This window comes from Methanosarcina baikalica (genome assembly GCF_031461075.1).
GTDB lineage: Archaea > Halobacteriota > Methanosarcinia > Methanosarcinales > Methanosarcinaceae > Methanosarcina > Methanosarcina baikalica.
Map to the genome: position 1 here is coordinate 14,403 of NZ_JAVKPK010000002.1, position 16,229 is coordinate 30,631.

General features: G+C 46.4%; 11 protein-coding genes. 3 read left to right on the forward strand and 8 right to left on the reverse strand.

Going from position 1 to position 16,229, the window contains the following annotated elements; translation table 11 throughout:
* Positions 1 to 3 precede the first annotated feature (3 nt).
* The 3 genes from RG963_RS00695 (at position 4) to RG963_RS00705 (ending at position 4,039) form a co-directional block, all read left to right on the forward strand.
* Positions 4 to 528 (forward strand): winged helix-turn-helix transcriptional regulator, encoded by a 525-nt coding sequence (locus RG963_RS00695; protein WP_310574349.1) that lies wholly within the window; start codon positions 4 to 6, stop codon positions 526 to 528.
* Between the two features lie 1,009 nt (positions 529 to 1,537).
* Positions 1,538 to 3,508, forward strand: coding sequence for an S-layer protein domain-containing protein (locus RG963_RS00700; protein ID WP_310574454.1), 1,971 nt, complete (start codon positions 1,538 to 1,540; stop codon positions 3,506 to 3,508).
* 330 nt (positions 3,509 to 3,838) lie between these two features.
* Entirely contained in the window at positions 3,839 to 4,039 is a 201-nt protein-coding gene (locus RG963_RS00705; protein WP_396654678.1) for a hypothetical protein, read from the forward strand.
* Positions 4,040 to 4,206: 167 nt separating this feature from the next.
* On the opposite strand, the gene RG963_RS00710 is transcribed toward RG963_RS00705, so the two are convergent.
* The 8 genes from RG963_RS00710 to pfkC all read right to left on the reverse strand — a co-directional run bounded on the left by RG963_RS00710 (position 4,207) and on the right by pfkC (position 16,217).
* Positions 4,207 to 7,197 carry a type I restriction endonuclease subunit R gene (locus tag RG963_RS00710; protein WP_310574351.1) on the reverse strand — a complete coding sequence of 997 codons (2,991 nt, stop codon included), beginning with the start codon at positions 7,195 to 7,197 and terminating at the stop codon, positions 4,207 to 4,209.
* Positions 7,194 to 8,573 carry a restriction endonuclease subunit S gene (locus tag RG963_RS00715; protein ID WP_310574352.1) on the reverse strand — a complete coding sequence of 460 codons (1,380 nt, stop codon included), beginning with the start codon at positions 8,571 to 8,573 and terminating at the stop codon, positions 7,194 to 7,196. The genes RG963_RS00710 and RG963_RS00715 overlap by 4 nt, the downstream gene beginning before the upstream one ends.
* Positions 8,570 to 9,592 (reverse strand): PDDEXK nuclease domain-containing protein, encoded by a 1,023-nt coding sequence (locus RG963_RS00720; protein ID WP_310574353.1) that lies wholly within the window; start codon positions 9,590 to 9,592, stop codon positions 8,570 to 8,572. Before RG963_RS00720 ends, RG963_RS00715 begins: the two co-directional genes overlap by 4 nt.
* Positions 9,593 to 9,642: 50 nt before the next feature.
* A complete protein-coding gene (locus RG963_RS00725) occupies positions 9,643 to 9,915 on the reverse strand; it encodes a hypothetical protein (RefSeq protein WP_310574354.1) in 273 nt (90 codons plus the stop codon).
* 2 nt (positions 9,916 to 9,917) lie between these two features.
* Entirely contained in the window at positions 9,918 to 12,056 is a 2,139-nt protein-coding gene (locus tag RG963_RS00730) for a type I restriction-modification system subunit M (protein WP_310574355.1), read from the reverse strand.
* Positions 12,057 to 12,351: 295 nt separating this feature from the next.
* Complete coding sequence (locus tag RG963_RS00735; RefSeq protein WP_310574356.1) at positions 12,352 to 13,194, reverse strand: DNA-3-methyladenine glycosylase family protein; 843 nt, start codon at positions 13,192 to 13,194, stop codon at positions 12,352 to 12,354.
* Positions 13,181 to 14,686: an ADP-dependent glucokinase/phosphofructokinase gene (locus tag RG963_RS00740; protein WP_310574357.1), complete on the reverse strand. Its 1,506-nt coding sequence runs from the start codon at positions 14,684 to 14,686 to the stop codon at positions 13,181 to 13,183. The genes RG963_RS00735 and RG963_RS00740 overlap by 14 nt, the downstream gene beginning before the upstream one ends.
* Before the next feature lie 55 nt (positions 14,687 to 14,741).
* A complete protein-coding gene (pfkC, locus tag RG963_RS00745) occupies positions 14,742 to 16,217 on the reverse strand; it encodes an ADP-specific phosphofructokinase (RefSeq protein WP_310574358.1) in 1,476 nt (491 codons plus the stop codon).
* Between the last annotated feature and the right edge of the window lie 12 nt (positions 16,218 to 16,229).

Sequence of the window (16,229 nt, forward strand, 5' to 3'; positions counted from 1 at the left end):
AAAATGGAATTCGAATTAGAGACTAGAAGGAGAATTTATGAACAAATTAAAAAATCTCCTGGTATTCACTTCCGGGAACTTGAACGGAGGCTGCAAATGGTAGTTGGCAACCTGCAGTACCACCTTCAGTATCTGGAAAAGAAAAATCTGATAAGGGCTTCGAATGATGGAGATTATGTACGTTATTTCGTAAAAGACAGGAGCTTAAGCGAAACCGAGAGAAAAATAATGTCTTTCTTAAGAAGATCCGGTTGCAGGCATATTCTTCTTCAGCTTCTCAATAATCCTAATCTGAATAACAGAGAACTCTCTCAGGCTGTTGGCCTTTCTCCTTCAACTATTTCCTGGAACCTGAACAAACTTGTAAAAGCCGGAATAATTGAAAGGGAAAAAATCGGCAGGATAAGTAAATTCACAATCATTGACCCTCCCGCGATTGCAGAACTCCTTATATGCTACAAAGAAAGCTTTCTTGATACTTTGGTTGATGGTTTTATCGAAATGTGGGAATTCAAGAACCCTAAATAATTTGATCGTCCATCGTTTGATTGATATTATTCCAATATTATCGAAATACAGCTTTAGATATTCTTTTCCTGTAAGCTTAGCACTTTTTTAAGAAACCTTCAATATGACATTTAAACTGAATCACAAGCCATGTTGCAGGTAACGTTAGGAAAACATCAATCAGGTATTGCCGGACTATCAAAGTTTTGGGTTTAGTCTCGTTATCTGAGTCCTACTTCACTGATTTTAAACTCTACTGAGACATCTTGGTTAGTTAACGTGGATGATCTATACACCAAATTCAAAATACACCTGCAAAAGAACGTTGAACTGCGAACTCAAATTTCATTAAGAGGTTAGCTGAATTATACGTTCTTAAAAATTAACCGGATAAAAATGGACGAAAACTTTTATGTTTACTGAACAAAAGTTGAAATTATTTATGGTGGCGGGAAACATGGAAGAAACTTGGAAAACCCGCCACATTCTCCTATGGAAGAAGGTTCCGCCACATTCTTCTATGGAGGAAGGTTCAAAATATTTTGCAGTGTTGATCCCGATTTTTCACCACAATAACCTTCAGTTTTCAGTCTTCATTAGACATGATAACGATTCTGGTACATTCGTCGAAGATTAGTACAATTGTCGAACATTAGTACAATATTCGAATAATTGAGGTTCTGAGTAGTTGACGAGTTTAATTTTCTAATGACGTCGAAGCTTATCGAAAAAATACCAAGCGACCTTAGACTTCAGAAATCAATGACCAAAAAAGATTTATAAGACACTATTTTATAAAACGCTGTAAACCAATTTTCGGGATGAAGAGAAACTAAGCTATCTTCGACAATTGACGTAATAATTAATTCTGATTGATGGAGGATTGTGAACCCCTTTCATTATTGATCCCGATAATTCTTCTTACATAATAATAGATCTTAAAAAATATGGAGGAAATAATAAAATGAAGAGATTCATAGCCAGTACACTGGCAGTTCTCATGCTTCTGACTGTATTTGCATCCGCCGCAATGGCTGATGATAATAATACAACCTCAGCAGCGAGTACAGTTGAGATCCGCGGTCCTGTGTACAATGGCTCAAGTTTAACCGATATCCTTGCAAATAGTACATACGATAACGGTACAGCTATTACAATGGATGCTAACAAATTTGCAGCATTCTATTACGACATTGATGACAATGTAACAACCGAGTCTCTTTCCATTAAGAACGTTGCCGGTACTTCTGGCAGGACTATAGGAGAGAACGGGTTAGTATATACGACAACAATCGGAAAGAACGAATACAAGAATAAAGATGTCGACTGGGGCAACTACAGCGTGATTGGCTTCTTCGCAGACAAGTATATCCCACTAAAATCCAACGACGCCAGCAAGCTTGCCAAGCTCGTTCTTGACAGTGATGACAAGTACACTCTCAGGACCGGCGAAACCCTTGACCTCGGTGAAGGATACTCTCTCCAGGCTAAGCAGGTAGATGTTGACGGTGATAAGGTCTGGCTCGAATTAGACAAGGACGGACAGTATGTGGATGACCAGATCGTCTCAACTGACTCTGGCGATCATACCTGGACTTGCGAAGTTGACGACGTGCAGGGCGAAGACAATGTTCCTGTCTTGAAGGTCCACGTAAACCAGGTATTCCAGGGTGCAGTCGATAGCATTGCACAGATTGACGGTCTCTGGCTCATTGACTACGCAAACGCCATGAAGATCGAATCTGACGATGAATTCGGCAAACTCGATAATGTAGACATCAGCGGTCCCACCATTACCATCAGCAACAAGGATACATTCAGTCTGACCAGAGACTCTGATCAGGAAATCGGACAGGGGCTGTACTTCAGGGTTGCTGACTCCGATGCTCTCAGGTTCTATGCCTTTAAACAGCAAACAACTCCTGGAACCTATGATATAAGAGGAACCGTTGTTTCAGGCACACAGCCTTACACCTGGACTTCAGACAACTTTGCTGGCTTCTTCTACGACCTGAATAAGAACGTTGGAACCGAAACTTTGAGCGTTTCTGGCGTTAGCGGAAGAACTATTCCTGAAGACGGCCTCAAATACAGCACCACTATAAACAGTGTTGATTACGATGCCAGTGATGCTTTCAATGGAACATACCCTGTCCTCGGCTTCTTTGCCCAGAAGTATGTCCCACTTAAATCCAACGACGCCAGCAAGCTTGCCAAGCTCGTTCTTGACAGTGATGACAAGTACACTCTCAAGACCGGCGAAACCCTTGACCTCGGTGAAGGATACTCTCTCCAGGCTAAGCAGGTAGATGTTGACGGTGATAAGGTCTGGCTCGAATTAGACAAGGACGGACAGTATGTGGATGACCAGATCGTCTCAACTGACTCTGGTGATCATATCTGGACTTGCGAAGTTGACGACGTGCAGGGCGAAGACAATGTTCCTGTCTTGAAGGTCCACGTAAATCAGGTATTCCAGGGTGCAGTCGATAGCATTGCACAGATTGACGGTCTCTGGCTCATTGACTATGCAAACGCCATGAAGATCGATACTAGCGATGAATTCGGCAAACTTGATAATGTAGGCATCAATGGCCCCACCATTACCATCAGCAACAAGGATACATTCAGTCTGACCAGAGACTCTGATCAGGAAATCGGACAGGGAATGTACTTCAAGGTTGCTGACTCGGATGCGCTCAGATACTATCCATACATTCAGCAGACCCTCGGCAACGGAACAGTTACAACCACCCCGAGTAACACAACAAGCACCGATAACACAAGTGTTAATCCAGCTCCAGTTGCGAACAGCACTGAAACTCCAGATGTAAACGCGAACACTCCTACAACCACGGAGACCCCGGTTACAACAACTCCAGATACACCAGATGCTGCAAACAACACCACCGAAACAAAGAACAACGCCCCTGGCTTTGAGATGGCCCCAGCAATTCTCGGACTGCTGTCAGTCTTCTACTTAGTCAGGAAGAACAGATAAGTTCTCTGAGTGAAGGATTTCCTTAATCCTTCTTTTAATTTTTTTTACTAAAATCCCAATTGACCGATAGGATTCTACGCTTTGATCCCAGGTTCAAGTGGGGTGGCGGAACTTGCCGTAATTTTCCTCTATTCAGTCTTTGTACCGGCAAATATTCTTGGAAATTACAGTGGCAGCATGGGGGGGTTTTACATTTTATACGAATATTGTAGCAGGAGGATTTGTGAGTTTTAAATTACTAAAAGACACGGAGCTGGTGAAAAAGTACTTAAAACGAACCCAAAGTGGAGCTTAAAGGGAATGAGAAGTATTTGAGGTTTAGAAGGCTATATCGAAAATGGAAAATACGTCTTTGAAATCCGGCGCAAATATCCCATGGCAAAAGAACTTCTTGAAAACCAGCTTATGCATTGCTCCCTTGGAAAGCAGGTACATCAGAGCGTGAATGAGGGCTTTGAGCTTATAGAAAATGCTGAAATTTGCAGGTTAAAGGATACTGATTTCAGGGTTTTTTTGAGGAAATGGCTGTGAAAAAATTTGCTATAAAATAATCTTATCTACCACTTGTTTTCTAAGTTTAGCTGGGTACAAAAATTGAAATGTACACAGCACGGAAATTTAGACTTATAACTTTTCGCTGAGTCGTTCAGAGGTAGACGTCGATTTGGTAGTTGATGAAAATGGCAGATGTATTGTCATTACGAATAAGTGAGTGAGAACAATGTGTCCAGCACAGCACGCCGAAAGGATTCGTTGTCGCTAAATTGCTTGAAGAACTCAGTCTCAACGCTCATGCGTGCGATTGCTGCACGTCGAGCAGCTTTGTCATGCTCAATGCGGGCGTTTTGCTTGTCCGAATTTTTTCTGGCGTTCTGGTAGGCGACGTCTGCCAACACCGCTGCCGGGAGTTCTTCCGTTATCAGGCGGATAGTCCGATCGGCATCTGTAAATAGTGTCCCAAATTGATCGTTGAAACCCTTGAGGATGTAGCTAAGCCGTTCCAGTTCCGGTTCAGGCTTGAATCCACCGCCACTTGTCGGTACAGGCTCAATCTCGGCATCCGAATCCGGAAGCTGGATCTTCACCACAGCCTGCTTTTCAACTCTGTAGCTGTCCATGTCAATGGCTTCGAGGATGCCTTTTGAAAAGTCTTCTTCTATAGGAGCTGGCAGTTTTGGCACCAGGAAGTTGAGGAAGATCGAGAGCTTTTCCCAGCCGGCATCCGTGTAAGGAAGGACAGAAGCGAGGAAACCATAGGTACGATTGAAAGCTTTGGCCTTGCCTTTAAAGTCAACCTGTCCTTCTTCATCAAGCTGGTTTTTATATACGGCTACGCAGGTGTCAAGTATCGGATCGAGTTTATCCCTGTCGGCCCCGCCGAGGTAAAGGTCAACTAACTGCTCTATATCTTCCGGTGCATAGACCTGGTAGCTGTCGAGGTCGGACTTCAGGTCGTGGAGCTTGTTGGGATCGGTCTCGTCGCTCAGGATTGTGGTGCGATAGTAATCTGAGAAAGCAGCCTGGATAATGTCAGTATCGTTCATGAAATCGAGTACAAAAACGTCGTGCTTCTGCGGATGCGCCCGGTTCAGCCTTGAGAGTGTCTGTACTGCTTTGATGCCAGCCAGCACCTTGTCAACATACATCGTGTGCAGGAGCGGCTCATCGTAGCCGGTCTGGAACTTGTCGGCGCAGATGAGGAACCTGTACGGGTCTTCTTTAATCTTATCTTCAATCTTACTTGACGGGAAACCGTTGAGCGAAGCTTCGGTAACTTTCACTCCGCCGTATTCGTGTTCTCCGGAAAAAGCGACAATTGCCTGATAGGAACTCTTCCTCTCAATGAGGTAGGTGCTAATGGCATGATAGTACTGAATGGCGCGCTCAATCCCGCTTGTAACTACCATTGCTCTCGCCTGTCTGTCGATCTTTTTAAGTGCGATCACTTGCTCATGGAAGTGATCTACCATGATCTCAGCCTTGAGCTGGATGGCGTAATCATGGCTTTCGACGTACTTGCGGAGTTTCTTCTTCGCCCTTTTGGTGTCGAATTCCGGGTCTTCTTCCACTGTCTTGATCAATTTGTAGTAGCTGTTAACCGGAGTGTAGTAGCTGAGCACGTCAAGGATGAAACCTTCCTGGATCGCCTGCTTCATTGTGTAGCTATGGAAGGGTCGGTGCTTCACCTGTCCACCTTCCTGATAAGGCTCTCCGAAGAGTTCCAGGGTTTTGTTTTTGGGAGTTGCGGTAAATGCAAAGTAGCTGGCGTTGGGCAGCATTTTGCGGGCTTGCATCCTTTTTTCCAGAGCATCGTTGACAGTATCTTCCGGATCTTTAGGATATTCAGGATCGGAAAGAGCTTCGTTCATTGCTGCAGCTGTGTTCCCGCCCTGGCTGGAGTGCGCTTCATCAATGATGATTGAGAATTTTTGCCCGTGGTGATCCATTCCGATCTCATCGAGAATGAACGGGAACTTCTGCACCGTGGAAATGATGATCTTCTTTCCGCTTTCGATGAACTTCCTGAGGTCTCCGGAATTTTCGGCATGCCCGACTGTCGAACTCACCTGAGCAAACTGCTTGATTGTGTCACGGATCTGCTTGTCGAGAACACGCCGGTCAGTGATTACGATAATGGAGTCAAAGACGTATTTGTCGTCTTTTTTGAGGCCGATAAGCTGGTGTGCAAGCCAGGCAATGGAGTTGCTCTTGCCGCTTCCGGCCGAGTGCTGGATAAGGTAGCGGCTGCCTGCGCCGTGCTGCCCGGCATCGGCGAGAAGCTTTCTAACTACGTCTAGCTGGTGGTAACGCGGGAAAATCTGCACTTCTTTCTTCTTTTTCCCGGTCAGCTCGTTTTTGTCCTCTACTACCTGCGCGTAATTTTCGAGGATATCCGTAAGTCCCTTTGGAGTGAGGATTTTCTTCCAGAGGTAATCGGTCTTGATGCCGTTCGGGTTTGGTGGGTTGCCTGCTCCGTCGTTGTAGCCCTGGTTGAAGGGAAGGAACCAGGAGCTTTTGCCGCTCAGATGCGTGCAGAATTTCACTTCATGGTCGTCCACAGCAAAGTGGACCACACAACGCCCGAACTGGAAAAGCAGCTCTTTCTGGTCACGGTCGTTTTTATACTGCTCTACAGCATCTTCCACTGTTTGTTTTGTGAGGCTGTTTTTCAGCTCAAAGGTAGCTACAGGCAGCCCGTTGATGAAAAGAGCAAGGTCAAGGGCAAGTTTTGTTTCGTCCCGGCTGTACCTGAGCTGCCGGGTGACGCTGAAGCGATTCAGAGCATAGCGCTCTTCGGCTTTTGTGTTTCCGGGTGTTGGAGTGCCGTAAAAAAGATCGAGGTTGTGAGGCCCATGTTTTACGCCTTTGCGCAGCACGTCGATTATGCCGCGTTTCGTGATTTCCCCCTGCAGGCGGGCAAGAAACTTCTGCCGGGTTGGGCTGGCATTTTTAAGGTCAAGTGATTCTACCATTTCGGGCTGCGTGGAATTAAGGAATGCAGCCAGCTGTATAATGTCTACTGCATATTCGCGGTCGTAGTCCTGCCAGCGCCCGAGTATCCAGCCGGTACCCCCGTAGAGGGCGGTGGGTTCTTTGCCTATGTCTGTTTGCACAGGGTCGGCTTTCGCTCCGGTCATCGCTCCGACGATGAGGGTTTCAAGGCCCTTTTCGGTGGTATCGGTTGTCATGTTTCTTCCTCTGGCTCTCTGTCAAGGTCTTCTTCAGTAGTTTCTTCGTCCTCGACCAGCCCTTCATCAAGCACTTCCGTTTCATCGATTTCTTCAGGCAGGTTCGCTACCGCTTCCCTCACGTCCAGTTTTCCAGTTACAACGTCAGCTATCAGGCGGGTGCGATATTCGCGAAGGAGGGAAATCTCGCTTCGGACGTTGTTTTCTGTAAATACCAAAACCTCCGATTTTGTATGCCACTCATTCAGGATGGTATCTTGTTCATTCAACGGTGGGATGGCTAATACGAGTTTGCCGAGAATCTGCATATTTAGTCCCTCCATCGTGGTTCCTTTAGCCGCTTCACGAAGCTGCACCTGAGAAGTGGTACCTTGCATTGCAAGCTGGAGATAACGTGACTTCACTCTAGTAGTGTCAGGACGGTAGCGAACGAGTCGAGGATTAATTATTCCAGGTTCAGCATTCTCTGGAACGACTGCAACTCGACCCACGGTGCCCATTACACTGACAAGCACATCACCGGTAAACACACGGTATCGCTGCATCTGGGAGAACTGTTCCGCTGAGATATAGTAATCACCGATGGTAAAGTCGTCTGGAATAACCTGCTGCTGTCCATAGACTCGATACCCTTGTCGCGTATACATCTCTTTGGTCAAAGAAGAACCATATGGGCCCGCAACAGCTTCTGTAACCAACGATTTAAGTCTCAACACTTCCCAATGCTCCGGCACATCTCCCAACCATTCCACCCCCGAAGGCTTGAGCCTTACATCAGGATCAAGCCCACGGGTAACGGCTTGATGGATAATCGCCTGTTTCTGCTCCTCCAGCAGCTTGATAAGTTTCTGTTTTGCACGAATGTAGCGCCGGATTTGTCGGTCGATGTAGTCGATGTAGTGGACGATAGCAGATTGTTCATCGCTATCTGTCGGGTAGGCAACAATTCTTTGGTAGGCATCTTCACGATGGAGACCAGGTACCGCTGAGTCCTTCGAGACTTCATCAAGTCTGAGCCAACCAAGTAAATAATAAAGCCAGTGCAGATTAGCTTTGGTGAAACGATCATCAATAAAGAATGTTGTGTCAATGGCAAACACTGGATCAGTAGAGAAATTCACCTTCCCGAAAGATCCTTTTCGACCAATCACGATGCATGGTGTATGAGTATTGGCGGTGGAATGAAAACCCACGCGACCATTCGAGCCAAACACGGCAATTTCGCCTTGCTGTCGAATTTCTGTCGGCAAGGAGTCGCCGTAGGCAAAACGACATACTTGTTTCAGCCTTCTAATTTCCCAATGCTCCGGCACATCTCCAAGCCAAAGAACACCGAAATCTTTGTATGCGGGGTAGGGCTTAAGGTCGTGGATCATGTATCCACCTCCGTTTTAGTATCGTATGCCTCCAGCCTGGCCCGTGCGGTCTTGATGGCGCGGTGCAGCCTTTCAGCGAGCAGTTCGCGAGGCGGCAGTTCTGTTAGATATTCAGCCACATGGATTCCTGAACGGTTCAGTTCCAGCAGCTCGATTTGTTCCTGTTTCTTTCCGGCGCAGAGGATGATCCCGAGGGGGGATTCTTCCCCTGGCTGTCTCTCATATTTATCCAGCCAGCGCAGGTAGAGTTCCATCTGGCCTTTATATTCGGCTTTGAAATTTCCAAGCTTAAGATCGATAGCGATCAGCCTGTGCAGAGAACGGTGGTAGAAGAGAAGGTCAATGTAAAAATCGTCATCGTCGATCTGGATGCGCCGCTGCCTGGCTACAAAGGCAAATCCTGCACCAAGTTCCAGCAAAAAAGCCTCCAGTTCACGTAGAATGGCATCTTCCAGATCCTTTTCCAGATAACGGTCTTTCAGGCCAAGGAAATCTAGGACATAGGGATCGCGGAAAACCAGTTCAGGGCTCAATCTGTCCTGTTCGCGCAGGATGGCAAGTTCGTGTTGAATTACCTCTTCCGGCTTGCGTGAAATGGCTGTCCTCTCGTACAGCATAGAATCGATGAGTTCTTGAAGTATACGGGTGCTCCAGCGTTCGATTCGGCACATCTCGGCATAGAACTCACGTTTGAGGGGATCTTCGATAGGGATAAGCATCCTGAAATGAGTCCAGCTTAATTGTCGCCGCACTGAGGCGACAATTTTCTCATTTGGGAAAGCCTCTGCAAACTGAATCATCCGGCGCAGGTTTTTCTCTTCGAAACCCCGGCCAAACTCTTTTGCCAATTCTCGCCCCAGCGAGGCGACAATTTCCTGCCCGTATTCTGCTCTCTCCCCTCTCAGAATTTCCTCATGGATACGCTTACCAATATTCCAGTAGAGCATCGTCAGCCCGGCGTTAAAAGCAGTCGCCACCGCCGAACGAGTTTCTTTGATCATTTGACGAACATCGCTCACCAGCAGGGAGTTATTTAAAGCCGGTCCGATTTCCTGCTTGTCTTTTCGGATCATGATACATTTCTCCAGACAATTTTTCCAAGCAGTGCACTTTCTTTTTTCCTCAGTTCCTCGATGGTTGGCAGGATGTAGTACCAGCGAATTTGTGCAAGAGGTTCTTGCAGAATTTCCCTCTTCGGCATGAAATATCTCTGGTTCAATTGCCTCCTCACTGCGGAGACGATTTCCTCTTTGAATTGCCGTATCACTGATACGAGAATTCCTTCACCAAATTGGTGTGACAGTGATATGACAATCTCTTTTCCATAGCCTGAAAGCTTCATCGCTAGTTTCTCCCGATGATCTCTTCCAGAAGCCCTTCTGTCTCTTTTTCCAGCGCGAGAATATCTGCTCGAATTTCCTCAAGCGAGCGCAGAGGCTGTGGCTTGTAGAAATAACGGGTGAAGCTCACTTCGTAGCCTGTCTTGATGCTGGTCTCGTCTATCCATGCATCTGCAGCATGGGGCAGTACCTCGCGCTGGATAAAAGCCTCTACACCACCCTGTTCGAGTAATGGAACCTGTTCAGTGTCTCTCAGCTCGGTATCCGGCTCATATTCAACCACACAGGGTTTGCCACTTACAATTGCCTCGAAGCGACCATGCAGAGGATCGGCTTCAGCTTTTCCGAGCTTATGCACCTTTTTAATAACAGGCACTGCTGCCTCATCTCTTCTAGCAAGGCTGTTCTGAAGAAGTTTGAGTTTTTTGGCAGTTAGTTTAAGTCCAGCTTTACCTGCCAGAACCTCAAAAGAATCAAGGAAAGAATTGAAATCATTGTGCGGGCCTGGACCAAGCTGAGCCGCCGCCTTGTTGAGAAGTGTGGCAAGCTGCTCTTCCCCCGCTTCGGTACAGCTCTTCTGGAAAGAGTCGAGGGCATCCGGCTTGAGATCCACGGCAAGGCGCAGCGGCCTTTCAACGGTCACCTTCCAGTATCCAAAAGCGGCATTTGGGAAGAGCTTTGACTGCTCGGATTCCTCAAAAGCGAGGAAGGTATCACAGATCTTCCGGATATCCTCTTCAGAGAACTCACAATTCTTCTTGCCCAGGTTCTTACGCAAAGGCCTATACCACTGCGTCGCATCTATAAGCTGTACCCTGCCTTGCCTGTGTTCAGGCTTGCGGTTTGTGAGCACCCAGACATAGGTCGCAATACCAGTGTTGTAAAACATATTCAGGGGAAGGGCAACGATTGCCTCCAGCCAGTCATTCTCTATGATCCACCTGCGGATATTGCTCTCTCCCTGGCCTGCATCACCAGTAAAAAGCGACGAGCCATTGTGAACTTCAGCTATCCGGCTTCCAGGTTTGGTGCCATGCTTCATTTTTGAGAGCATATTGACCAGAAATAGCATCTGTCCGTCGCTCGAACGTGTAAGTAACGAGTACTCCGGATCACCTGCATGTTCTATAACAAAACGAGGATCTTTAATGCCGTCTTTTCCGCCCATCCTTTCAAGGTCGCTCTTCCAGCTCTTGCCATAAGGAGGATTTGAGAGCATAAAGTCAAACTCTCGTGCAGGAAAAGCATCGTTAGCAAGAGTCGAATATTCAGGCCCGCCCACAAGGTTGTCTGCTTCGTCCCCTTCACCCTTGAGTAAAAGGTCGGCTTTGGCTATAGCATAAGTTTCTGCGTTAATTTCCTGACCGTACAGGTGTGTTGCAACCTGCTTGTCGTGTTTCTCTGCAAGTTGCTTCAATTCTTCTTCAGCTACGGTCAGCATACCGCCTGTTCCGCATGCTCCATCATAGAGAAGGTATGTGCCGGAATCAATCTTATCGGCTACTGGAAGGAAGATCAGCCGCGCCATCAGTTTTACAGCATCACGGGGAGTCCAATGCTCACCGGCTTCCTCATTATTTTCTTCATTGAAGCGCCTTACAAGTTCCTCAAAGATAGTACCCATGGCGTGATTGTCCAGGCCAGAATGCTTCACTGAGTCATTGCCATTCATCACCTGATTAGGGCTCAGGTTGATTGAAGGGTCAAGGAACTTTTCGATTAACTTTCCGAGTGCATCGGCTTTGGAAAGGCGTGGAATCTGGTTTCGGAACTCAAAATTGTCAAGAATATCCTGGACATTAGGAGAAAAACCATCAAGATAAGCTTCGAAATCGGCTTTGAGCTGCTGCTGACTTGCACGGGAACGCAGATCTCGCAGCGTGAACTTGGAAGTGTTATAGAAAGCCTGACCTGCAGCCTCGCGTAAAGCCTGGTCCTGGTTTGTTATGTCTGCCCTGTCGAGAGTCTCCTTCATATCGAGAACAGCCTGGTTTGTAGGTTCAAGCACTGCGTCCAGGCGCCTCAAGACCATCATCGGAAGGATTACATCACGGTACTTGCCACGAACATAGAGATCGCGGAGTACGTCGTCTGCGATTCCCCAGATAAAATTAGTGATCCAGCTTAAGTTGTTTTCACTCATTTTGTAACCTTGAAATGTGCGCTCAATCCTTATTTCCAATGAGGATTTCTTAGCCTTTGATCTTACTGTTTGAGGATTTTATATTCAAGTATATCTAATAATCCTTTTAACTCTTGCTTTATTTTGCTGGTCGTATCCTATTAACTGGTTGAGATTTAGTCTTTGAATACTCTTACTCAGGTGTGTCTGCTTTCTAAGATTACCTGTGTACACGAAATTAAAGCGTATACTAAGGAAGAGCTTATAAAAATCACTAAAAGGGAGATTGATAAAAGAGAAATTCGTAAAACAGAATTTAATAAAGAGGAACAAAACCCTCCATCCTTTTTTGGTAAAACAGATACTGCTGGGCATACCCGCAATAGAGACCGAAATACTCCCTTCCCCAGTCTCCCATCCTGCTCAGGTTCGTGCAATTTTCAAAGAAATTGTCGTCGATATGGTAATGCTGGATGATCTGCCTGATGTGAGTATCTACGGGAAAGGCTTCCATTTTCTCAAAGGCGAAAAGAAGCACGCAGTCAGCAACTTTTTCTCCTATCCCCCGAATCCTCATGAGGCGTTCCCGCGCATACCTGTATTCCAGGCGGAAAAGGACGTCAAGATCCAATTCTCCCGAAGCCACTTCTCTGGCTGCTTCTTTTATGCGTTCGGTTCTGAAGCCAAGCTTGCATTTGTCAAGCAGGGAAATGTCAGCGTTTGCAAGGGTTTCAGGGTCAGGAAAGCTGAAATATCCTGCTTCGAGTTCCTGTCCGAAAAACTGGCTGAGAAGGAAGATTCTTTTCTGAATTGTGGGGATACTTGAAGCCGTGGCGAGCATATAAGAAATCAGGCATTCCCAGGGGTCCTGCCGAATCAACCGCAAACCCCTGTATTTACAGATCGCCCTGTCTATAAGAAGGTCTCTGTTTATGCTCTCATAGATTGAAGGCAGGTCGTCGTCCAGGCGGAAATAACGAGAAAAAAACTCAGGTTGGAGTTTCGAATCAACGAGCAGTCCTCCGCTGTCCTGCGAAAGCCGGATAACCTGGTCTCCGACAACTCCTGTCCACCAGTCTCCATCTTTTGCCCAGCGGAATACCTGCCCGCAGTCAAGCGTATAATTAAGGTCAAAAAGCTCCGGTTTAAGTCTGTACATCCAGCTCAAGCCCCCTCAGGAAAGTCCCTGCAGTTAAAGTATCCCCGAGCCCGACCGTGGTTATCGGAGAGCCGGAAAGCAGCGTCGGAATCATGCAAATAACATATCCTTCCCTAAAAGCATAAGCGCCCTGTCCGAAAGTTACTCCATGGAATGCTTTAAGGAAAAGTTCAAGCTGTTCTCTTCCAAACAGGCTTTCATGAAGCTTTGAAGCTTCCTCTTCCACAAACTCCCGCCCTTCAAGCCTGCCTGAAGCTGCATATGCTCCTGCACACCTGACTCCGAACCTCAGGGCTTCAAGTTTTTTCCCAGCCATCTTTTGCAGGATTGAGCTTTTTAGATCTTCCAAATCCTCTGAGACCCGGAGATCTCTAGAGTTTTCAGGGTTAGGTTTAGATTCCGAATTTGATTCCGATTTAGATTCCGATTTGGATTCCGGTTTAGAATTCAAGTTAAAATCCGGTTTAAACACAGTCAGCGCAAATTCCCTTGTATGGATAAGGAGCTTTTTAAGCCCGTACCGCGAAGCAAGCCTGCAGGCCGCATTTCCCACGGCTTCCGCTTCCATGCGCAAAAGGTCTTCTACAGGAATTCCGTGTAAATGATGAAGCATTGAAAGCTCGTCTTCGTTCATTCCAATGCTGTCGGAAATAGCTGCAAAATCCAAGAAAACCGAATTTGCAATCTCTTTGCTTGCAAAGTGCCCGAATTCCAGATGAATCCGAAGTTTATTGTTTGCGGCTTTCCAGCGCCTGAGCTGGGAAAGAGAATTTTCAAGGATCATTTTATAGCTGCTGCCGTCGGGATAACTCTCAAGCAGAAGATGAAAACCCGATATGAGCACACCATCAATCTCGCAGACATGCTGAAGGGCGTACCGCTCAAAAGCAGGATTGACAAAGAGCCTGAGGTTTAAATGGTCGCAGGTCGCTATGAAGCGATTTTCCCTCGGAACCCTGACCTCTATTCCGTACAGGGAAAAAGTATCCCCCACGGAAAAATCAAACACGAAATGTATTGGTTCCGGACTCCCGGAAACGATGTCCGTATTTTTATCAGGTTCGCCACCTGAGTTTTCCTTAATCTGAATGGGAGCTGGGAAGTAGATTGCTTTTTCTGAGAACAAAGAAAGTTGAGTTTTTGAGGGCACTGCAACATTCGGAATTACCCTGGAAGCTCCTAGCTGGGAAAGGGCATTTGCCATTATTCCGGCGTTTCCGCCCATTCTTACGAGAGATTTTTCAAAGTAACGGTTTTTAAGAAATTCGAAAATAGACTGCTCAAAAACAAGCCACTCGGCTCCGCACCCGTTTTTCATGCAATAGGCAAGCCCTGCCACAAAATCGGACTCTGAAAGTATTTTTCCGGGGGGATTTTCTATTTTTTCAAGGATTTCAGCCTTCTCGAAGGTTTCCAGCAGTTCCGAAACCTCGGCTCCGCTAACTCTGTATACAGAGTCTATGTTGACATTATATTCGCAAAGTATATTCATCTGACCAGTTCCTTATCCGGGTAATGGAAAGCCTTAAGATCAAATGAGAGAGAATTTATTTTCCTGCCCGCTTTTGCTTCATTTTCGCGAGCATGGCTGTGAAAGCTCCTGCTGAGATTGCATCTCCTATCCCGACGGTAGCTTTGGGTTTATCGACCACTTTGGAAGGAATAAGAACTGCATCATGGTCTGGCCCGTAGAGATAACCGTATTCGGACTCTTCGGGAGTACAGAGTTTTCTCCCTATGCAGTAAAGCTTGAAATTTTCCAGGTCTTCAAGTCCTTTATTTGAAACAGGAACCTCCAGTCCGGCTTCTGCCTCCGCAAGGTTCTCGATTTTTCCGTTAAGGGCTTTGGCAGCGGCCAGGGTTGAAGAAAAGAGCAGCGAATCCCTGTGTTCTTTAAGCGTAAGAGGGTGACCTTTTGCCAGGATACAGATGTAAAAACCAAGAGAATGCACATGGACTCTTTCAAGTGACAGGTCCTTTAAAAGCTGTACAGCTCCCTGGTAAAGAGACATAATCCCGTTTTCTTCTTTCTTGATTACGGAATAAGAGAGTTCTTCATGTCCCAGCACATTCAGGGCATTTGCCACTTCTACGGTATCAAGGCCCAGAGAATGGACATGTTTGGCAACAATTTCTGTCAGGATAGCCTTTCGTATGAGTCTGTTCTGGATGGATGTGAGTTCTACATGGATGCGAAGTTCTGGATTTAAAGACTTGAGTTTCTCAATGACTTTTACGGAGTTTGCAACATAGTCCTTATATGTAGACCCGTCCTCGTATTGCTCCTTTATCATCTGGTAACCTGAAAGTATTGCCCCGTCAATCGGGAGAAGCGAATCAAGGTGTTCGTAGACTTCCCTGTCCATATCCAGGCGTAGCCATTTCGGACGGGAGGAAATTATCAGGCGGTTATCTCTCGGCACCTTGAATTTGATTCCATTACAGGTTACTTCCAGGTCTTTGGAATATTCAAAGATCCAGTTGACTTTTGACTCGATTCCGGGTTTGAAAGCTTCCTGCGGTCGCTTCAGAGTGACTGTTTCGCCTTCTACCTTCGGGTGCAGAAGATTGTCAGAAGCTACAAAGTACTCTGCCTGTTCTTCAGAAAGCCAGGGAATGTATGCCACTACTTTTTTAAGTTCCAGGTAAGCAAGAAGGTTAGAAATGATCCCTGCCTGGCCGCCCATGCGCGCATAGTCGAAACCCATGTGCTCTTTTAGCCATTCATGGATATCTGAGGTATGGGCAGGGATTTCGGCAGCTTTTCCCTCTCGCATTGAAATAAGCAGGCGAGCCATGAAATCCAGAGGGTCTTTTATTTCCCTCGGATATGTTTCAACCCTCTCTTGAATTTCAGTCTCTTTAAAAAATCCTATAAGCCTGGACAGTTCTTTGTCTGTAAGGTGTTTGATGGCATCGATATTACTGTTATAAGCTACAAACATACCTTCCAGATAGGGAAGGGCTTCTTTCACATTGTAAAAGGCATCGGTGTGGCGCTGTTCCCATTCTTGTATATCCACTTAATAAAACCC

Bases quoted from the DNA above. Each gene is read 5' to 3' on its own strand.
- RG963_RS00725 (WP_310574354.1), bottom strand. From the start codon at position 9,915: ATGAAGCTTTCAGGCTATGGAAAAGAGATTGTCATATCACTGTCACAC.
- RG963_RS00740 (WP_310574357.1), bottom strand. From the start codon at position 14,686: ATGAATATACTTTGCGAATATAATGTCAACATAGACTCTGTATACAGA.
- RG963_RS00730 (WP_310574355.1), bottom strand. From the start codon at position 12,056: ATGAGTGAAAACAACTTAAGCTGGATCACTAATTTTATCTGGGGAATC.
- RG963_RS00695 (WP_310574349.1), top strand. From the start codon at position 4: ATGGAATTCGAATTAGAGACTAGAAGGAGAATTTATGAACAAATTAAA.
- RG963_RS00715 (WP_310574352.1), bottom strand. From the start codon at position 8,573: ATGATCCACGACCTTAAGCCCTACCCCGCATACAAAGATTTCGGTGTT.
- RG963_RS00710 (WP_310574351.1), bottom strand. From the start codon at position 7,197: ATGACAACCGATACCACCGAAAAGGGCCTTGAAACCCTCATCGTCGGA.
- RG963_RS00735 (WP_310574356.1), bottom strand. From the start codon at position 13,194: ATGTACAGACTTAAACCGGAGCTTTTTGACCTTAATTATACGCTTGAC.
- RG963_RS00700 (WP_310574454.1), top strand. From the start codon at position 1,538: ATGGCTGATGATAATAATACAACCTCAGCAGCGAGTACAGTTGAGATC.